At 62.1% G+C, this 19002-nt stretch carries 16 protein-coding genes; 11 read left to right on the top strand and 5 right to left on the bottom strand.

The genetic code is table 11. The annotated features are described in order from the left end of the window. The first annotated feature begins 54 nt into the window (after positions 1 to 54). Positions 55 to 969: a LysR family transcriptional regulator gene (locus NCT04_RS23150; protein ID WP_250467885.1), complete on the top strand. Its 915-nt coding sequence runs from the start codon at positions 55 to 57 to the stop codon at positions 967 to 969. 6 nt (positions 970 to 975) lie between these two features. Here NCT04_RS23150 and NCT04_RS23145 read toward each other — a convergent pair whose 3' ends face one another. After that, complete coding sequence (locus NCT04_RS23145; RefSeq protein ID WP_250467884.1) at positions 976 to 1761, bottom strand: alpha/beta fold hydrolase; 786 nt, start codon at positions 1759 to 1761, stop codon at positions 976 to 978. 238 nt (positions 1762 to 1999) lie between these two features. Between NCT04_RS23145 and NCT04_RS23140 the strand changes: the two genes are divergently transcribed. From NCT04_RS23140 to NCT04_RS23125, 5 genes are all read left to right on the top strand, one after another. Continuing rightward, positions 2000 to 2476, top strand: a complete 477-nt coding sequence (locus tag NCT04_RS23140; RefSeq protein WP_250467883.1) for a YybH family protein — start codon at positions 2000 to 2002, stop codon at positions 2474 to 2476. Between the two features lie 101 nt (positions 2477 to 2577). Then, on the top strand, positions 2578 to 2709 hold the full coding sequence (locus NCT04_RS34485; protein WP_255784980.1) for a hypothetical protein: 132 nt from the start codon (positions 2578 to 2580) through the stop codon (positions 2707 to 2709). A gap of 8 nt (positions 2710 to 2717) precedes the next feature. After that, positions 2718 to 4277, top strand: coding sequence for an FAD-binding oxidoreductase (locus tag NCT04_RS23135; protein WP_502800695.1), 1560 nt, complete (start codon positions 2718 to 2720; stop codon positions 4275 to 4277). Beyond that, positions 4274 to 4672: a hypothetical protein gene (locus NCT04_RS23130; RefSeq protein ID WP_250467882.1), complete on the top strand. Its 399-nt coding sequence runs from the start codon at positions 4274 to 4276 to the stop codon at positions 4670 to 4672. The genes NCT04_RS23135 and NCT04_RS23130 overlap by 4 nt, the downstream gene beginning before the upstream one ends. A 225-nt stretch (positions 4673 to 4897) precedes the next feature. Next, entirely contained in the window at positions 4898 to 7105 is a 2208-nt protein-coding gene (locus NCT04_RS23125; RefSeq protein ID WP_250467881.1) for a TonB-dependent receptor, read from the top strand. A gap of 44 nt (positions 7106 to 7149) precedes the next feature. On the opposite strand, the gene NCT04_RS23120 is transcribed toward NCT04_RS23125, so the two are convergent. Then, positions 7150 to 7764, bottom strand: coding sequence for a septal ring lytic transglycosylase RlpA family protein (locus NCT04_RS23120; RefSeq protein ID WP_250467880.1), 615 nt, complete (start codon positions 7762 to 7764; stop codon positions 7150 to 7152). 43 nt (positions 7765 to 7807) lie between these two features. Between NCT04_RS23120 and NCT04_RS34480 the strand changes: the two genes are divergently transcribed. Both NCT04_RS34480 and NCT04_RS23115 read left to right on the top strand, forming a co-directional pair. Next, positions 7808 to 7939, top strand: a complete 132-nt coding sequence (locus tag NCT04_RS34480; protein WP_255784979.1) for a hypothetical protein — start codon at positions 7808 to 7810, stop codon at positions 7937 to 7939. A gap of 58 nt (positions 7940 to 7997) precedes the next feature. Next, on the top strand, positions 7998 to 8786 hold the full coding sequence (locus tag NCT04_RS23115) for an SDR family NAD(P)-dependent oxidoreductase (RefSeq protein ID WP_250467879.1): 789 nt from the start codon (positions 7998 to 8000) through the stop codon (positions 8784 to 8786). Between the two features lie 193 nt (positions 8787 to 8979). Here NCT04_RS23115 and NCT04_RS23110 read toward each other — a convergent pair whose 3' ends face one another. Both NCT04_RS23110 and NCT04_RS23105 read right to left on the bottom strand, forming a co-directional pair. Beyond that, positions 8980 to 12183, bottom strand: a complete 3204-nt coding sequence (locus tag NCT04_RS23110) for a bifunctional diguanylate cyclase/phosphodiesterase (RefSeq protein WP_250467878.1) — start codon at positions 12181 to 12183, stop codon at positions 8980 to 8982. Positions 12184 to 12568: 385 nt separating this feature from the next. Then, positions 12569 to 13237 (bottom strand): TetR/AcrR family transcriptional regulator, encoded by a 669-nt coding sequence (locus NCT04_RS23105; protein ID WP_244831191.1) that lies wholly within the window; start codon positions 13235 to 13237, stop codon positions 12569 to 12571. A 141-nt stretch (positions 13238 to 13378) separates the two neighbouring features. Between NCT04_RS23105 and NCT04_RS23100 the strand changes: the two genes are divergently transcribed. The 3 genes from NCT04_RS23100 to NCT04_RS23090 are packed head-to-tail and all read left to right on the top strand — an operon-like array spanning position 13379 to position 17589. Then, positions 13379 to 14506 (top strand): HlyD family secretion protein, encoded by a 1128-nt coding sequence (locus NCT04_RS23100; RefSeq protein WP_250467877.1) that lies wholly within the window; start codon positions 13379 to 13381, stop codon positions 14504 to 14506. Continuing rightward, a complete protein-coding gene (locus tag NCT04_RS23095) occupies positions 14499 to 16067 on the top strand; it encodes an MDR family MFS transporter (RefSeq protein WP_250467876.1) in 1569 nt (522 codons plus the stop codon). The genes NCT04_RS23100 and NCT04_RS23095 overlap by 8 nt, the downstream gene beginning before the upstream one ends. Before the next feature lie 19 nt (positions 16068 to 16086). After that, on the top strand, positions 16087 to 17589 hold the full coding sequence (locus tag NCT04_RS23090; protein ID WP_250467875.1) for an efflux transporter outer membrane subunit: 1503 nt from the start codon (positions 16087 to 16089) through the stop codon (positions 17587 to 17589). Positions 17590 to 17594: 5 nt separating this feature from the next. Here NCT04_RS23090 and NCT04_RS23085 read toward each other — a convergent pair whose 3' ends face one another. Beyond that, positions 17595 to 18818 carry a GAF domain-containing sensor histidine kinase gene (locus tag NCT04_RS23085; RefSeq protein ID WP_250467874.1) on the bottom strand — a complete coding sequence of 408 codons (1224 nt, stop codon included), beginning with the start codon at positions 18816 to 18818 and terminating at the stop codon, positions 17595 to 17597. Positions 18819 to 19002 lie beyond the last annotated feature (184 nt).

Here is a 19002-nt window from a genome sequence, read left to right as displayed (position 1 = left end):
CGTGAGAAGATCACGCGGCACCAGGTCAATCCCGCCACGAAAGCCGAGGAACGCATGGACCGCCTGACCGGCATCGAAGTATTCGTCGCGACCGTCGATGGCGGCAGTTTCGCCGCTGCCGCGCGACGTTTCGGGTTATCGCCCGCGATGGCCGGCAAGTACGTGAGCGCAATCGAAGCGGAACTGAACGCGCGGCTTCTGCATCGCACGACGCGCAAGCTGAGTCTGACCGAGGTCGGCCAACACTATTACGAGCGATGCAAACGCATCCTCGAAGCCTACGAAGAGGCCAATCGCGAGGCGAGCGACGCACAGGACACGCCGCGTGGCGTGTTGCGAATCGCGGCGCCCGTCACGTTCGGAGCGATGCATCTCGGCGATGTCCTCGCTGCATATCTTGAGCAGCATCCGCATGTCACGATAGAAGTGTCGTTGAACGACCGCTATGTCGATCTGCTCGAAGCCGGCGTGGACGTGGCGATACGTATCGGTCGCCTCAACGACTCCGGCCTCGTCGCGCGCAGGCTCGCGCCGTGTCGAATGGTCATCTGCGCGTCGCCCGGCTATGTCGAACGACACGGCACGCCGCGTAACCCCGACGACTTGCGGCAAGCGCCGCGACTCGCGTTCAGCGAAGCGGTGTCGGTGGGAGACTGGACGCTCGCCGATACGAAAGGCCGCGCGCAGGTCATCGACGGGCCATGCCGCATGGCCGCGAACAACACGCAGATGCTGCTGGCTGCGGCGCTTGCGGGCGCGGGTATCGCGTATGGGCCGACCTTCGTGTTCGGCGAACACATCGCGCGGGGGAATCTCGTCGCGCTGCTGCCGGACTATCGGACGCCGGAGTTGGCGATTCAGGCGGTTTATCCGAGCGCACGACATATGCCGCTGAAAGTGCGGCTTCTGCTCGATAGTCTGGTTGCCGCGTTCGGCGACGAGCCGCCTTGGGACCGCACGTCACGCTGATTCCGTTCAACGCGCTTGCAGTTCGTCGATGAACTTTTCGATAAGCGCAGCGACGGCTGCTGGCGCTTCAAGTGGCGATAAGTGCCCGATGCTGGGCAAGACATGAAGGCGCGCATCCGCTATGCGAGGCAACAGTTCCTTCCGCAAGGTCTCGACGCGGTCCACCTGGTCGAGCTCGCCTGAGATCACCGTGACGGGAACACTGATCGACCCGACTTCATTCGTGATGTCTTCGAGCATGGCGGCGTTCGGCCACGCCGCCTTGGCTTGCGGCGCGCCACGCAAGCTGTCGGCAATCACTTGCTCGCGCAACTCGGGCGCAAGCGGACTTGCGGTGAGCACGTTGTCCATGACCCATTCGACCGATTCGCGCGAGTCGTAGGCTGCGGCCATCGCGGCTCGCTGGGCATCGGGAAGCTGCATCGGCGAGGGCGGCGAGGGCGCGATAAGCACGACGCCCTGCAATCCGCGAGGCCTGCGCGATGCGAGCAATTGCGCGACCTTGCCGCCCATCGAATGGCCGATCAGGATGTAGCGATGCAAGTGCAGTGCTTCGACGACGTCTGCTGCGTCGTTTGCAAGATCGGCTATTGCGTAGGCTTGCTCGGTCGCGCTCGATTCGCCCCATCCACGATGATCGAGCGCGATGGTGTGTCGAGCGTTCGCCAATGCGCCGACAACGCCGTCCCATGTCCGCAACGACCCGCCCCAGTAGTGGAGAAACACGAGTGCCGGCTCGCTGCTTCCTTGTTCCTTGACGTGAATCCTCGCTCCGCGTGTTTCGATGTTCATGGCGATGCTCCTTGGGTTTAGTGACGAAAGAGCATCTTAGGTGGGATCGTCTGGATTGATAATTCGCTCAACATGATCGGCACTCGATCACGCCGGGATCGAATTCGATGCCTTGGCAAAGCGCCGGACAGCGCGAATCGTGGACGTAAGGGAGGAAAGCAGAGCACCGCGGATGCCGCTCGACACCATGCATCTCACTTAGAATCACCATCTGGTCTTGTCGACTTGGAGCGTTTTCATGATCAAGAGAGTGCTGACGACCGGTGCAATGCTCGCGAGTATTGTCGTGACGACGCCTGCTCACGCCGATGCAAACGCCGACAAGGCCGCGATCGCGCAAAGGCTGCAAGCATGGTCAAAGGCTTTCAACGCGCGCGATGCCAAAGGCGTCTGCGATATCTTCGCGCCCGACCTGGTCTCGACCGTCCCGGAAGCGCTCGATGGCAATCGCGACACGATCTGCAAGAAGCTCGCGGTGCTGTTTGCAAAGGCCGAACTAAGCTTGCAATACGACAGCCCAGACATTCGCGAGATCATCGTTTCCGGCGATATCGCCATCGTGCGATTGTTCTGGACGCTCACCGCCCGCATGGGTGACAAAGAGAGCGTGACCGAAGAAGCAGGCATGGACATTTTCCAGCGGCAACCGGACGGTCAATGGTCCATCGCCCGCTTCATGTCGTTCAGCGCGACGCCTAACACCGTACTCGAATAAGCGAGAGCAGAACCAAGGGAATATTCCGCGCGCCCGGTTCGTTTAGATGGAGGATGCCGTGTCTTGCGGCCGCCTCGTAGCTATTCGACCTGGAGTGACCCATGAAACTCGTTCGTGCGTTTTCGCTATTGCTTGCCGTGCTCGCCCTATCCCTCGCTGGCTGTCAGACCGACGGCGCCGGTGCAAGCTCGTCGGGCACGTCATCGAGCAGCGGCAGCAGCGGCGGCTATTGACCCGCGCGGTGGCGACGCCGCCTCCGCGCGACTTTAAAAGCGCGCTGACTGCGTTCATCGACATAGTTGGCCGCGCCGCCGTGCTTTCGTTCAATGAGGCGCAGCCTGCTTATCTCGATCCTTTCGCTCCCGGCGATGCCCGCATGTGGCAAGCGTCAGCGGTCGTCATGCCATCGAGCGTGGAGCAGATCCGCGCGGTCCTGCAAGTGGCGAACCGATTCAAAGTGCCGCTGTGGAGCGTATCGACGGGACGCAACTTCGCTTACGGCGGCGCGGCGCCAAGGCTTGCGGGCAGCGTCGTGCTCGATCTGCAACGCATGAACCGCATACTCGAGATCGACGAAAAGCTGGCTTATGCGCTCGTCGAACCCGGCGTGAGTTACTACGACCTGTATCGTGAATTGAAGGCGCGTGGTACGCGTTTATGGCTCGATCCGCCGGCGGCGGGCTGGGGCAGCGTCATCGGCAACACGCTCGAGCGCGGTTACGGCACGACGCCGTATGGCGACCACGCCGCGATGCAATGCGGCATGGAAGTAGTGCTTGCAAACGGCGATGTCGTGCGCACCGGCATGGGCGCCATGAACGCGAGCCGCGACTGGCAAGTGTTCAAGCCCGGTTTCGGTCCTTCTTATGACGCCATGTTCGCGCAGTCGAATCTGGGCATCGTGACCAAGCTCGGCGTGTGGCTCATGCCCGAGCCCGAGGGCTACATGATCGCGCGCTATGCCTTCAAACGCGATACCGACCTCGAACGGATCGTCGAAACGCTGCGGCCATTGAAGCTGGACGACACGATACAGAGCAGCGCTGTCATCGAAAGCGCGGTGCGCTGGGCGGCGGGCGTATCGACACGCAAGCGGTGGTACGACGGCCCCGGTGCGATGCCCGAAGCGGCCATCGACGCAATGGCGCGCGACATCGACATCGGCCGCTGGAACCTGCGCTTCTGTCTTTATGGACCGCGCGAACTGGTCAACGTGCGGCGCGACATCATCCATCGGCGCTTTGCATCGATTGCCGATGCACGCCTCTTCGACATGCCCTATCGCGACGCATCCGATGAACCGACAGGCGGCGGCGATCGCAGTCAGGTCGGCATTCCCGGACTCGATGCGTTCAACATGCTGAACTGGCGCGGCGGTTCGGGCGCGCATGTCGACTTCTCGCCGATATGCCCGCCAACCGGCGCCGATGCAACCAAGCAATACATGATGGTGCGTGAGCGCGCCGCGCAGTTCGGCTTCGATTACTACGGCGGCTTCACGGCGGAACGGCGACACATGCATCACATCTTCGCGGCCATTTTCGACCGCGACGACAGCGCTCGAACAAACGCTGCGGGCACGCTGGTGCGCACGCTGATCGAGGATGCGGTCCAGGCCGGCTATGGCCAATATCGCACGCATCTCGCGTATATGGACCTTGCGGCTTCGCAATACGACTTCAACGACCACGCGTTGATGCGGCTCACGAACACGCTGAAAACCGCGCTCGATCCGAATGGCATTCTGTCGCCCGGCAAGCAGGGTATCTGGCCTGCCGCTTGGTCGAAGGATGCTCGATGAGACGCGCCCGCCGCGAATTCTTGACTGGCGCATCCCTGGCGGCGGCGTATGCGTGGGCCATCGAAAGCATCGGCGATACGAAGGCGGCACGCATGCGTCTCCTCGTCGTATGCGATGAACGTTGCTCGGATAGCCGCGCGTTTGCGCATCGCGCGAGCTTGAACGGTGCGCGCGTCGTTGCATGGCGAAACGATGCCGGCTTGCTATGGCACGAACGCTTGCTTCCGGATGCATCGCTCGGCGTGCCCCTTGCCGGTCTGACGACATACGCGGATGCCTTCGTTCTCTCGCGTCTCGCATGGACGTGCGGCCTGCGCATGACGAAGCTTGCATGCAATGCCGAGGCGCTCGTCGCATGGCGCATGGAGCGACTGAAGCAATCCTCTGTTGATTGAAACACCGTCTATCTGCCGATCGATCGACGCAAACGCTTTCGGTTGTCGACCTGCAACACCGCTCGACGCGCTTGAAAAAACGTATATGCGAATCGTTCGCATTTCACTAGAATCGCAGCACGCATGCATCCGTCCTTTCGCGACGACCGCATCGCATCTTCTCGGCACCACACGTGGCAACGCATAGCACCTCTAACAGCGGTTCTCCTTCGGATTTTCTTCGCTATGTCAGCAACTGCTCTGTCGCGCCCGCGCGTTCGCAAAGTTTATGCGGCGGTTCTTCGACTTTTTGTCTGCGCCGTGTTGCCCGCCTCTTTGAGTATCACCGCACGAGCGCAAACAGAGCCGCAGGCATCGCCGGCCAATGCAGACACCGCGCTGCCCGCCGTAAACGTGCGCGGCGTCGCCGAAACGCTTCCCGGCGATTTCGAACCCGCATACGCGGGCGGACAGGTTGCGCGCGGCGCCCAGTTCGGCGTGCTGGGCAGTCAGAAGCTCATCGATGTTCCGTTCAGCATGACGAGTTATACGGCGAAAGCGATCGAGGATTCGCAAGCGCGCACCATCGGCGATCTGCTGGCGCACGATCCCGCCGTTCGTCCCGCATATGGCTTCGGCAACTTCTCTGAAGTATTTGTGATTCGCGGCTTCCAGCTCAACGGCGACGACATCTCGCTCAACGGCCTATACGGCATCACGCCGCGTCAGCTCGTCTCGCCTGATGTATTGGAACGCGTCGACGTATTCAAAGGCGCCAACGCGTTCCTGAACGGCGCGTCGCCGACTGGCTCGGCAATCGGCGGCGGCATCAATCTCGAACTCAAGCGCGCCGACGATAAACCTCTCACGCGCGTCACCGTCGATGGCAGCGCGTCCGGTCAGATCGGCACGCACGTCGACGTGGGCCGGCGCTTCGGCAGCGAAGGACAATTCGGCGTTCGCGTGAATGGCTCGATAGACGGCGGCGAAACCAGCATCGACGACGAGTTCCGCCATAACCAGACCACCGCCGTTTCGCTCGACTGGCGCGGCGACAAGCTGAGGCTGTATGGCGATTTCCTTTACCAGCGCAAGAACATCGACCAGGGCCGCTCGACGGTTTCCGTCACGGGCGACGTGGTGCCCGAGCCGCTGTCCGCCACGCACAACTTCGCGCAGCCGTGGACGCATAGCACGCTGGAAGACACGGTAGGCATCGCGCGCGCGGAATACGACTTCTTGCCTGGATGGACCGCATACGCCAGTGGCGGCATCCGGCGCACACACGAGGACGGCACGTATTCGTCACCGACCTTCAACGCGCTCACGGGCACCACGAGCACGCGCGGCGACGTATTGCGCACCACCGACGCGCTGTCCGGCGAAGCCGGCGTGCGCGGCCGCTTCGTGACGGGTCCGGTCTCGCATCTCGTCTCGGCGGGTTTTGCCATCACGAGCGTCGAAGACCGCGAGGCATTCGCCTTCAGCGGGCCCTTCCCGACGACGCTCTATGGCGGCGGCGTCGTGCCGGAACCGGCGGCGACGAGCTTCGTCGCGGGCAGTTTCTCCGATCCGGGTCTCGCGGACCGCATCCTCACGCGCAGTTTCGCAGTATCCGATACGCTCGGCTTTCTCAACGACCGCGTGCTCTTCACCATCGGCGCGCGTCATCAGCAACTGCATCAGAACAACTATACGGTCGGCACGGACGCGATCTCGAACACCTATGATCAGTCGATCAACACGCCGATCTTCGGTCTCGTCGTGAAGCCGACCAACACGATCTCTCTCTTCGCGAATCGCGCCGAGTCGCTCGCGGCAGGACAGACGGCGCCGTTCGGTGCCGCCAATGTCGGGCAGACGCTCTCGCCGAACCGCACGAAGCAATACGAAGTGGGCACGAAGTACGACACGAATCGGTTTGGCGCGGAGCTCGCGCTGTTCCAGATCGAGCAGCCCACGGCGTACACGGACAGCACGAACAACATCTTCGCCACGAACGGAACGCAACGGCATCGCGGAATCGAAATGTCGGTGTATGGCGAACCGCTCAAGGGCGTGCGCGTGCTCGCGGGCGCGACGTTGCTGAACGCGAAGCAACTCGACACGAACGGCGGCGCAACCGATGGTTATCGGCCCATTGGTGTGCCGAGTTATCTCTTCAATTTGGGCGGCGAATACGATCTGCCTTGGGTGCCCGGCCTGACGTTCAACGCGGCGTGGATCCACACGAGCAATCAGTATCTGGACGCGGCCAACCATTTATCGATACCCGCGTGGGACCGCTTCGATCTCGGCGCGCGCTATACGACGACCGTGTTCAAGCACGTAACGACGCTGCGCGCCACGGTTGAAAACGTGACGAACAAATCGTACTGGTCGTCGACGACGGGCGCCTATCTGACAATGGGAAAACCGCGTACGTTGCTGATGTCGGTGACTGCGGACTTTTGATGCCGCGCGCGCGATCTTCGTTACGCCGATAATCGCGCGCCGGTTCAGTTAGAGGAAGTCGCGCCTGCGCCCGGCTTCACCGTACCATCGGCCTGTGGAACTTCCACGGGTTTGACTTCGACGGGCGCGGTGCCGTTTTCCTTCAAGCCGAGCTTATCGGCGGTTTTCGGCGATACATCCACGATCCGGTCTTTCACGTAAGGACCGCGATCCCTGATCTCGACTACGTCGCTATTGCCGTTCTCCAGATTCGTCACGCGCGCTTTCGTACCGAGCGGAAGCGTCTTGCTTGCCGCCGAATTGGATTGCGGATTCATCGGCGTACCGTCGGCCATTTTCTTCTTGTAGAAGTTTCGGCCGTAATACGAAGCCTTGCCCTTGCGTTCCTTGCCGGAGCGGTCGAGATTCACGGGTTCCGCGGCTGCCGCTTTTGCTGTCGCATTCACGTTTGCCTGGCTATGACGCGCATGCTTCTGCGCGCGCTTATGCGCGTGTGTGTGCGTTTGCGTTTGCGTTTTTTCCTGCGCCGCCGGGAATGCGGCATTGAGCCAACACGTCAGCGTGACGAAGACAAGCGCTCGAATCTTCGTTCCGCTTCGCGCTCGTTCCTTCAGATGTATCGTGCTGAGGGTGTCATTCCCCATCGTACGAAGTCGCATTCGTCTCTTCTCCTTGGGCTTTGTGCAGCCATTGACGCCTCGTATGTTTGATTTTGATTATTCGTACGACGAGCATGCGATGCTCTACGTGCTTTCCATCCATTCGCTACGCGTGCCGTGGATGCACGAATCGCTCCCGAACGACAAGCTGACGCTCGATGGGACCACGCTCTAACGTAAGATCTTTGGTGCGCGATACGCGCGACCTTGATAACGACGACGGAGTCCACGCAATGAGCCATGATCTCGACAACAAAATCGCCCTCGTCACGGGAACATCGGGAATAGGTGCGTCTGTCGTCTTGCGAATGGCTGCGGGAGGCGCGCACGTCGCGGCGTTGGGCATCGATGAAACGTTGAACGCCGCCTTGCGTCGACGCGCCGAGGATGCGGGGCTGAAAGTGACCGTGCTCAAGGCGGATGTGTCGGACCCGGCGCAAGTCGAAGCGGCGATGCGCGAGACGGTCGAACTATTTGGCGGGCTCGATATCATCGTCAATTCGGCGGCCATTCATCCTTATGGCGATCTCGTCGAGACATCGCACGAGACGTTTGCGCGCTGCATGAACGTGAACGTAGGCTCGATTCATTTGACCGCGCACTTCGGCGTGCCCGAAATGCGCAAGCGCGGCGGTGGCGCGATCGTCAATATATCGAGCGTTCAGGGCTTTAGTTGTCAGGCAGGCGTTGCGGCCTACGTGGCATCTAAAGGCGCGATCCATGCAATGACGCGAGCGATGGCAATCGACTTCGCACCCGACAAGATTCGCGTCACGTCGGTGAGCCCCGCATCGGTACGCACGCCGATTCTCGAACTCGCCGCGCGAACCTTCGACGGACCGGACGCGAACGTCGAGGAAGCCTTCGCGCGATTCGGCGCAGCGCATCCGCTCGGGCGGATCGGCGAACCCGAAGAAGTGGCCGAACTGGTCGCGTTCCTCGTGTCGGATCGCGCGCTTTTCATCAGCGGCTCGGATCACAAGATCGATGGCGCGTTGCTCGCGGGGCTTGGAGTTCGGTAGATGAATGGCACGTTCGCGGCTTTATGGAATCGCTGTATCAAGCGGTGGAGGTGTATAGCGGATCACGTTGCGATGAAGTTTTCGCGAAGCTTCCTCACCGCCTGACAGTGAGGCCGGCAATACGCCGGCTTCCGATGGTCGATCATCATGTCAACCGTCTACCAACTCGACGACAAGTCGCCCGGACGCGCCTTCAGGGCTCCATCGAAAGTACAGGCGTTGCGTCCAGCGCGCTGGCCCATGCAAGCAACTCGTTCGCTGGCAATGCTTGCGAGAAGAGAAAGCCTTGCAGTTCATCGCAACCGATGCCGCGCAGCGTATCCGCCTGATGTTCGCTCTCCACACCTTCCGCAACCACACGCAAGCCCAATTCGTGCCCGAGATCGATGATCGCCTTCACGATAGCGAGATCGGCTGGCGCATCGAGCATGTCGTGCACGAACGCTCGATCTATCTTGAGACGGTCAAGCGGAAAGCGATTGAGGTAACTGAGGCTCGAATAACCGGTGCCAAAGTCATCGAGCGAGAGCTTCACGCCGAGCGCACGAATCGCGCGGATGGCCGCGACGTAGCTCTCGGCGTTATCCATGAGCACCGTTTCGGTGATCTCGAGTTCGAGGAACTGCGGCAACACGCGATACTTCGTGAGACTGCGCGCGAGCACGCCCACGAGTTCGGGATCGCGCAATTGAATCGCCGATACATTCACGGAAGCGCTTATTTCCAGACCATCGCGCTCGCGCCACGTTGCAATTTGACGACATGCTTCGTCGATGACCCACGCACCCATCGGAATGATGAGCCGCGTCTCTTCGGCCACGGGAATGAACTGCGAAGGCATGACGGAGCCAAGCGTCGGACTATCCCAGCGTAACAGGCCTTCGACGCTCGTCAGCATGCCGGTGCGCGCATCGAGACAAGGCTGCCACGCAATGCGCAATTCGTTGCGTTCTATCGCGGTACGCAGACATGCTTCGAGCGAGAGCCGATAGCGCACGTGCTCTGCCATGTCGGCCGAAAAGAACTTCACGAGATTGCGCCCCGCCGCTTTGGCCTGATACATCGCGGAGTCGGCGTTTTGCATGAGCGTGTCGATGTCCGCGCCATCTTCCGGATACAGCGCGACGCCCACGCTGCACGACACCTGCAACGTCACGCCGCTCACTTCATGCGGCTCACGCAAGAGCGCGAAGAAACGCTCTTCGACGGTACGCAGCACATCGGCTGCGTTGGTCACGCCGTTGAGAATGACGGTGAACTCGTCGCCGCCAAGACGGCTGACCGTATCGTTGCTGCGCACGGCCTTGAGGAGACGCCGCGACACCGAACGCAACAGACCATCGCCGATATGATGACCCAGCGAATCGTTGATATTCTTGAAGCGGTCGAGATCGATGAACAGCACCGCTACGCGTTGCCGCGTGCGTTGCGCTTGCGCGATCGCCACTTCGAGACGCGTGCCGAACAACGCGCGATTCGGCAGTTCCGTGAGCACATCATGCTCCGCCAGAAACTGGATACGCGCCTCGCTCTTCTTGCGGTCCGTGATGTCGATCAACGTGCAGATATAGTGCGACACGCTGCTATGCTTGTCGCGCACGGTGCTGACCATGAGCCACGCTGGATAATCGCCGCCTTGCCTGCGTCGCACCTGCGCTTCGCCGTTCCACGTACCGCTGCGTTCGATTCGATTCGCAAGCCGCGCGATGATGCCGCGCTCATCGCTTGCGTCGTGTGCCGCGATAAACGCGGGCGGCTTGCCGACCACGTCATCGCTGCGATATCCGGTTGCACGATAGAACGAGGGATTCGCGGTGACGAGCCGCGCGTCGGCATCGAGAATGACGATCGCCTCCGACGATGCCTCGAACACCCTGCCCCAAAGCTCAAGACGTTGCTCCATCAGCTTGATCTGGTTGATCGGCGTAAAGGCCGTGAGAATGGCGTCGCGGCCTTGGAAATTGAGGCGGCGCGCGGAGAGCATCGCCCACGTGGGTTGCGCCGTGGCTTTCCAGTGAACCTCGAACTCGTCGATAGCCTCGCGGTCGGACAGTTGCTGGAAAAAGCGTGCACGCGTCGATGAATCGAGACCGAAGGCCCACGGGTCTGTTGCGCAACCGTTGAGCCAGAAGAGGCCGGGCGTATTCGCGTGCAGCACTTCGTGGCCGGGAACGGCGGTGACGACCATCGGCACGGGCGTGGCTTCGACGAGTGCGTATTGCGCGGCGGATGCGCGCGTCGTGGCCGCGAGTTCCTTCTGCACGTCGCGTTCGTGGTCGAGTTGCGCAAGCATCTCGTTGAAGCCACGCACCAGTTGACCGATTTCGTCCTGACTATGCCAGCTTGCACGTTGCGAATGGTCGCCCGTTCGCCGCACGATATCCATCACGCGCGCGAGCTTGCGCAAGGGCGACGAAATCTGCTGCGCGACGCAATACACCATCGCCAGAATGCCGCATAAGAGAAAGAGCGCGGTGCCCAGATGCAGCCACATGCGTGAGAACAGCATATGTACACGCACATGCAGCAGCTCGTCGAGTTGCGTGCCTGTCACGCGCCAGCTCGTGCTTGCGCTGGCGACGAGCGCTTGCTGCGCGGTATCGACGATGGATACGACAGCGGGATCGGGCGCGGCGTTGCCATCCACGACGATGCGCGCCGCGTGACGAAACGCTTCGACCGAGGTACGCATGCGTGCAAACGAAGGGGTGAGCGCTGCATCGAGTTCGTGATTCGCGGCGCCTGCTTCAGCGAAGTCGGAGCGCAGACCTTGCATGACGCCATCGAGTTGTCCTTCGAGCACGAGATAGCGCGTGCGTACTTCCTCGCGCGAGCGTGCCGGATCGAGCCCTTCGTGCAGATGTTTGCCGATGCCATCGACTGCATCGATCAGCGCCGGATAGCGCAGAATCGATTGCGACATTGCGTAGTAGCTGTCGAGGTCGGGATCGAGAATAAGGTTCGATTGATTGCCGATGCGTGTGATGAGTTCGCGGCAGGCATCGAGCGCGGCGCTGGTCGTCGCGGGCTTGGGCGGCGTTTCGTGAGAGAGCGCGTCGAGCGCTTCGCGCAAGGTCCCGTTGAGCTCGGCGCTCTTCATGTGCTCGCCGTATTGCGCTTCCGCGTTCGCGAGATCGTCGATGGACTTGCGCCATGCACCCGATGGCAGACGTTGCCCCGCGCCCGCGAATGCGACTTCGACGAGCGCGTCTTTCACCACATGCACGTAGGCGTTGCCGACGATCTCCTTGTTCGAGAAATCGATGGCGAGATACTTTTCGTGGATCAGGATGCCGCTGATGTAGATCACCGCGCTCAGGTCGAGCAGATAGATGAGCAGCAGCTTGTGCCCGACCCGCAGGCGCGCGAGCAGCCGGAAGAAAGGATTGCGCTTCATGGAGCGCTTCGCTTCGCGCGACTCAGCGGGATCAAGTGAACCTCGTGCAATGGTTGGCGCGCCGGCACTCGATGTGAGCCGGACCGATATCACGCGCTAACGGCCGGAGGTTATTGAACTTTAGTTATTGATCGAAGTTCCCTGTTTGGGTGCTAGAGTGGGCGATTGAGGTGCGTAAAATGCGCTAAAGATGCGCGAAAATTTGCGTTTCGAGGTGCTTAGTGTCGGTTCACAAACCTTAATCCAACTCGTGTATGCCATCCCATCGGCCGCCGGCCGCACTCGACGACGCCCTCCTCAATCGCAAGGCTTCCGGCGTTTCGTTCAGCTCTTCGTCGCGCCCATCTACTCCCGCGAAGACAACATCGACGAATAACGAACGACCTCACCCCGCAATCGACGCCTCCACCGCCGCGAGATACGCCGACAAAGCGCGCCTCACTTCACGCAGATAACGGCCGGCAAGCTGCACATCGCCCATGGCGGGACGCAGCTTGATGGCAAGCGCGCCCGTCGCGAGCGCATGCAGCATGTCCACATACAACGCGCGCTCGGACGCTTTCACGCCAGGAATGCGTGCGTCGAGGACCTTGCGTAACGTGCCCGCCTTGCGCTTGTTCTTGTGATCGTCGTCGTGCGGCATGATCGACATGAGAATCAGGCAGTCGGGATGCTGCTCAAGGTACGTGATATACGGCGTCATGAAGCGGTCGATCACCGCTTCCGCAGAAATACCGCGCCAGTAATCCGTGTCGAGTCCGACCAGCTCGGCTTCGATCTCGTCGGTCGCCGCCATGTGGCGGTCCCACAGCGCGTTCAAGAGACTGTCGCGGTCCGGAAAGAAGTGATACATCGAGCCGATCGGCGTGCGTGCCTGCCGCGCAACGCCGTGCATGGTCACGCCCGTCAGCCCCTTTTCGACGATCAGTTCAGCCGCCGCATCGAGCACCGTCTCGATGCGCGCGCGGCCACGCGCCTGCAATGGCGCACGCGCGCTGCTGCCGCGATCGCTCGCTGTCGTGGCTTCTTCCCGTGGCGACGATGGCTTCTTCATTGTCAATCCTCTCCATGATGAAACTGGACGCGTCCGTCTAGTTTGCGTCATACTAGACGATATCGTCTAGTATCAGCGGCCCCGATTGCGTGCCTTACACGCGTAATTATCTCGCGGTCGCGTTAAACGTTGGAGAGAAACATGGCAGCAGAAGCGCCCGCCGATAGCGGCAAGATCAACGACACCACCACGCGCAAGCCTTCGCGCAAGGGCGTGCTTATCGTCGTCGGTATCGTCGCGGTGGTGGTCGGCATCGCATGGGGCGTGCGCTGGTGGACGGTCGGCCGCTTTATCGAAACCACGGACGACGCCTATCTCAAGGCCGACAGCGTGACCGTCGCGCCGAAGGTGAGCGGCTACGTCACCGAAGTGCTCGTCGCGGACAATCAGACGGTCGCCGCCGGCGCGCCGGTCGCGCGGTTGGACACGCGGCAGTATCAGGCGCAACTCGATCAGGCCAAGGCTACGCTCGACGCCCGCGCCGCCGACATCCTCCGTGCCGAGGCCGAAGTCAAACAGCAGCAGGCCAACGCAGAACAGGCGAAGGCGCAAGCGGAGGTATCGCGCGTGAGTTTGCGGCAAGCCGAAGCCGACGTGCGCCGCTACGAGCCACTTGCCGCGAGCGGCGCGGAAACCGCCGAACGTCTTGCCAATCTCGTCAGCACGCGCGATCAGGCGCGCGCCACGCTCGCCGCGAATCTCGCGGCGGCGCGTTCGGCCAGCACGCAGATCGGTGCGACCGAAGCGCAAATCGTGCAGGCGAAGGCACAGATGGAAGCCGCACAGGCGCAACTGGATCAGTCCAGCCTCGACGTGCACGACACCACGCTTTATAGCCCGCTCGCGGGGCGCGTAGGCGACCGCAGCGTGCGCGTCGGTCAGTATGTGCAGCCGGGCACGCGGCTCATGACCATCGTCCCGGTCGAAGCGCTCTATCTCGAAGCGAACTTCAAGGAAACTCAAGTGGGCCGCATGCGCGTAGGCCAGCCGGCCACGCTGCATGTCGACGCCATCAAGGGCGCCGATCTGCATGGCGTGGTCGAGAGTTTCTCGCCGGGCACTGGCGCGCAGTTCGCGCTCTTGCCGCCGGAAAATGCCACCGGCAACTTCACGAAGATCGTGCAGCGCGTGCCGGTGCGTATTCGCGTGGATACGGGTCCGCAAACGCGCAAGGTGCTGTTGCCGGGTCTGTCCGTCACCGTCGATGTCGACACGCGCTCCGCCACCGAAGACAGCCGCCATATCGCCGAAGAGAACAGTCATGACTGAGGCCCGTGCCGCGCGCGCGAGCGCCGGCGACTGGATCGCCGTCACGGCAGGCGCGCTCGGCGCGCTGATGGCCACGCTCGACATCTCCATCACCAACTCGGCGTTGCCGCAAATTCAGGGGGAAATCGGCGCGACAGGCACCGAAGGCACGTGGATCTCGACGGGCTATCTGATGTCCGAAATCGTGATGATTCCGCTCGCGGCGTGGCTCACGCGCGTCTTCGGCCTGCGCAACTTCCTCCTGAGCAACGCAACGCTCTTCACCTTGTTCTCGGTGATGTGCGGCTTCTCGCACTCGTTGCCCATGATGATCGCCGGCCGCATCGGCCAAGGCTTCACCGGCGGCGCGATGATCCCCACGGCGCAGACCATCATCCGCACGCGGCTGCCGCGCGAGCAGATGCCCGTGGGCATGACCATCTTCGGGCTGATCGTGCTGCTCGGGCCGCTGCTCGGTCCCGTGCTCGGCGGCTGGCTCGCGGAGAACATTTCATGGTCGTGGTGCTTCTTTCTCAACATCCCCGTGGGCGTCGCGCTGATAGCGTTGCTGATCACCGGTCTGCCGCAGGAAAAGCCGCAGTGGGACGCCTTTTTCAAGGCGGACTGGCTCGGCATCGCGGGACTCGCCATCGGGCTGAGTTCGCTTACCGTCGTGCTCGAAGAAGGTCAGCGCAATCAGTGGTTCGAGTCGACTGAGATCGTCTTGCTCACGTGCGTCACCGCATTCGGCTTTTTGCTGATCGCGCTGTCGCAAGTCTTCGCAAAGCGGCCTATCGTGCGGCTGTCTCTGTTGCGCAATCCGCGCTATGCAAGCGTGATTCTCATTGTCTTCGCGGTCGGCGCGGGGCTTTACTGCGTGTCGTTTCTGCTGCCGCAGTTCCTGAGCATCGTCGCGGGATACAACGCGTTGCAATCCGGCTCGATCATGCTGGTGTCAGGCGTGCCGGCGTTTCTCATCATGCCCGTGTTGCCGCGTCTGCTCGGCAAGTTCGACTTCCGCGTGCTCGTCATCACCGGCTTGTTGTTCTTCGCGGCGAGCTGTCTGCTCGACATATCGCTGACGGCGCAAAGCGTCGGACACGACTTCTACGCCTCGCAAATTTTGCGCGGCTTCGGCCAGATGCTCGCAATGATGCCGCTCAATCAAGCCTCCATGGCCGCGGTCTCGCGCGAGGAATCCGGCGATGCCGCGGGCCTCTACAACATGGCGCGCAACCTCGGCGGATCGGTCGGGCTCGCGATCATCGGGACGGTCATCGACCGGCGCAACGACTTTCACGGCGAGGCCATCCGCGAGACGCTCACGGCCAATTCGGTGCTCGGCCAGGACCGGCTCGCGGCCAACGCGGCGGGATTCTTCGCGCAAGGCGGCGACATGGCGCACGCCAAGATGCAGGCGCTCGGGCAATTGTCCGTGCAGATCGGCCAGCAAGCCATCGTCATGACCTACTCCGAAACCTTCTTCATCCTCGCGATCGCGTTGCTGGCCTGCGTGCCGCTCGCCCTTCTGCTCAAAACGCCGCGTCATCAGACTGGCGAAACGCCATCCGCCGGCCACTAATGTCATGACTGATTCAACGATGTCTCTCATTTCCTTCCGCAGCCGGCGCGCCGTGCCGTTCGTGCTTGCGCTCATTTGCTCCGCGTGCACGGTGGGCCCGGATTACCGTGGCGCGCCGGATATCGCAACGGAATCGCTCAAAAGCGGGACGTTCGTGCGTACGCCGCAGCAGGGCGTCGACGTCTCGCATGCACCCGCCAAGTGGTGGCTCGCGCTGAACGACCCGAAACTGAACGATCTTGTCGATGCAGCGCTTTCCAGCAATCCCGATGTGAAAATCGCGCAGGCGAAACTGCGGCAAGCGCGCTCGCAATTGCGCGGGCAAGAGGCCAACGGCATGCCGAAGGCGTCGGCATCGGCGGCGGCGTTGCGTATGCGCTCGCCCGATCTCGGCAGCTTCGCGGCATCCAATGCGGGAGGTTCGGATCAGGGCACGGCGACATCCAGCGGGCGTGGTCCGCTCGACTTCTACACCGCCGGCTTCGACGCCTCGTGGGAACTCGATCTCTTCGGCGGCACGCGTCGCGCGGTCGAAGCGGCATCCGACGAAGCCGACGCTGTCAAAGCGGATCTCGCCGACACGCAGGTGTCGCTCGCGGCGGAAGTCGCGTCCACCTACGTCGGCTTGCGCGACCAGCAACGACGTCTCGCGCTCGGCCGCAGCACCGCCGAATATCAGCAGCAAATGCTCACGCTCACCGAGCAGCGCCGCGCGCGCGGCACGGCGGCCGACGTGGATGTCGAGCGCCTCACGACGCAAGTGGATACCACGCGCGCGACGCTCGTGCCGTTGCAGGTGCAGATCACCGATTCACTGGATCAACTCGCCGTGCTCACGGGCCGCGCGCCCGGCGCGCTGGACGCGCAACTCGGTGAGGCCGCGCCCTTGCCCGACCTGCCAGCTTCGGTGGCTATCGGCGAGCCATCGGCGATGCTGCAACAGCGTCCGGACATCCGCGCGGCGGAACGGCGCCTCGCATCGAGCAATGCGCAGATCGGCGAGCATGTCGCGGACTATTTTCCGAAGGTGACGTTGCTCGGCGATATCGGCTTCACGGCGTCGGACCCGGGACATTTACTGCGCAAGCAGAATTTCTCGTGGCTCGGCGTGCCGTATCTGCAATGGAACGTGCTGGACTTCGGTCGCACGGCGGCGAGCGTGGATACCGCGAAGGCTTCGCGCGACGAAGCCGAGGCGCGTTATGAAAAGACCGTGCTGGCCGCGCTCAAGGACGCCAATTCGGCGCTCGCGCGCTACGGCTATCAGCGCGAGCATCTAGTGCGGCTCGAAGAGGTCAATGCGTCGTCGGAGCGCGCCGCCATCCTCGTGCGTCAGCGTTACAAGGCCGGCGCGTCGACGTTGATCGATCTGCTCGATGCCCAGCGCACGCAGTTCGCCGCGCAGCAGGACGTGGTTGCGGCGCAGGGCGAATTGCTCAAAGACTTCGTGTCGCTACAAAAGAGTCTTGGCCTCGGCTGGCAACAGGGCGATGACGCGAACCAGCTTGCGGCGGCGCATTGAGCCGTTTAGAAGCCAGCGTCTCGTGCGCAAACCGGAATGCGCGCGGTGAACCTCGTGCCGATCTCGGCGCTCGATTCCACTCCGAGCGTTCCGCCGTGCGCCGAGACGATCTGCTTGCAGATATAGAGCCCGAGTCCGAGCCCGCCGCCCGGCGCGCTCGTCGCGGGACGCCAATAAGGCTCGAACACTTTTGAGAGCGTCTCCGGCGCGATAGGCTCGCCGCCATTGGTCACCGACAGCGTGAGGTGATCGCGCTCTACCGCAATCTCCACCGTGACGGGCGTATCGGCGCCGCCGTGAGTCATCGCGTTGCCGAGCAGGTTGGAAAGCAACTGCTGAATGCGAACGAGATCGCAACTGACCGCGGAATCAACCTGTATGGCGCGATTCACCGCGCGCGACGGGTTTGCCACGCAAAGCTCGTCGACGACCGCGCGCAGGTAAGGCGCGATGTCATCCACCGCGACGATGCTAACCGACATGCCCGAGCCGAGACGGCCGCGCGCGAGATCGAGCACGTCGTCGATCAGCCGCGCCATGCGCGCCGCCGTGGCCTTGAGCCGATTGCCGATACCGACGAGATCCGGCTCGCTCTTGCGCCGGCTCAACAATTCGCCATTCGCGCTCACGGCGCTCAACGGATTGCGCAAATCGTGACCCAATACCGCGATGAACTGCTCCCGAAGATGCGCCGTCTCACGCTCGTCGAACAGTTGCGCTTCAGTGGACCATTGCCGCTTTTCGCTGGCGAGCTGCATGCCGATGAGATTCGCGAACACCTCGAACATGCGCACGACGCGCGGCTCGGATACCTTCGCCGGACGCGGATCGACTGCGCAGAGGTTGCCGAAATACTCGCCGTCCGGCAAAACGATAGGCACGGAAATATAGCTTTCGAGACCGTAAATGGCGGGTGTGTGATGATCGCGATACGTGGTGTCGCTGCTGAACCGATCGACGATGATCGGCGCACGCGAGGCCCGCGATTCCGAGCAGAGCGTAGTGCGCAGTTCGAGTTGTCCGCCCGGCACCAGTCCGAAATTGATGTTGTCCTGAACGGCGCACGCCGTCCAGGTCGAGTCGGTGACGCGCGCGACGGCCGCGAAACCCATTCCGGTTTCGTCGCAGATCATCTTGAGTATCGACGGCACCGCGCCGATTCCAGCCACGGCGCCCATGTCGCGCGCCAATGCCTCTCGCGAATCCGCCGGTAAAAGTGGTCTATTCACGGCTTCCCTCCTCATCCGCGACATTGTGACAGAGCACGCTCATGCGGTACCAAAGTTTTACGGATAACCGTGCGGCAAATAGCCGATCGATCTGCGCTGCCATGCACCGCAAAGGTTTGCGCATCGCGCGTTAAACGTTATTCAGCGGGTTTGAACGTGCAAGCCGTTAATAAATACGCTGTGA

Source organism: Caballeronia sp. GAFFF2, from assembly GCF_023631485.1.
Lineage (GTDB): Bacteria > Pseudomonadota > Gammaproteobacteria > Burkholderiales > Burkholderiaceae > Caballeronia.
This window is presented reverse-complemented; position numbering and strand designations above follow the sequence as displayed.

What these genes read in the sequence shown, in the direction of transcription:
- NCT04_RS23150 (WP_250467885.1), top strand. Translation starts at nt 55, where the DNA reads ATGGACCGCCTGACCGGCATCGAAGTATTCGTCGCGACCGTCGATGGC.
- NCT04_RS23145 (WP_250467884.1), bottom strand. Translation starts at nt 1,761, where the DNA reads ATGAACATCGAAACACGCGGAGCGAGGATTCACGTCAAGGAACAAGGA.
- NCT04_RS23140 (WP_250467883.1), top strand. Translation starts at nt 2,000, where the DNA reads ATGATCAAGAGAGTGCTGACGACCGGTGCAATGCTCGCGAGTATTGTC.
- NCT04_RS34485 (WP_255784980.1), top strand. Translation starts at nt 2,578, where the DNA reads ATGAAACTCGTTCGTGCGTTTTCGCTATTGCTTGCCGTGCTCGCCCTA.
- NCT04_RS23130 (WP_250467882.1), top strand. Translation starts at nt 4,274, where the DNA reads ATGAGACGCGCCCGCCGCGAATTCTTGACTGGCGCATCCCTGGCGGCG.
- NCT04_RS23125 (WP_250467881.1), top strand. Translation starts at nt 4,898, where the DNA reads ATGTCAGCAACTGCTCTGTCGCGCCCGCGCGTTCGCAAAGTTTATGCG.
- NCT04_RS23120 (WP_250467880.1), bottom strand. Translation starts at nt 7,764, where the DNA reads ATGCGACTTCGTACGATGGGGAATGACACCCTCAGCACGATACATCTG.
- NCT04_RS34480 (WP_255784979.1), top strand. Translation starts at nt 7,808, where the DNA reads ATGTTTGATTTTGATTATTCGTACGACGAGCATGCGATGCTCTACGTG.
- NCT04_RS23115 (WP_250467879.1), top strand. Translation starts at nt 7,998, where the DNA reads ATGAGCCATGATCTCGACAACAAAATCGCCCTCGTCACGGGAACATCG.
- NCT04_RS23110 (WP_250467878.1), bottom strand. Translation starts at nt 12,183, where the DNA reads ATGAAGCGCAATCCTTTCTTCCGGCTGCTCGCGCGCCTGCGGGTCGGG.
- NCT04_RS23105 (WP_244831191.1), bottom strand. Translation starts at nt 13,237, where the DNA reads ATGAAGAAGCCATCGTCGCCACGGGAAGAAGCCACGACAGCGAGCGAT.
- NCT04_RS23100 (WP_250467877.1), top strand. Translation starts at nt 13,379, where the DNA reads ATGGCAGCAGAAGCGCCCGCCGATAGCGGCAAGATCAACGACACCACC.
- NCT04_RS23095 (WP_250467876.1), top strand. Translation starts at nt 14,499, where the DNA reads ATGACTGAGGCCCGTGCCGCGCGCGCGAGCGCCGGCGACTGGATCGCC.
- NCT04_RS23090 (WP_250467875.1), top strand. Translation starts at nt 16,087, where the DNA reads ATGTCTCTCATTTCCTTCCGCAGCCGGCGCGCCGTGCCGTTCGTGCTT.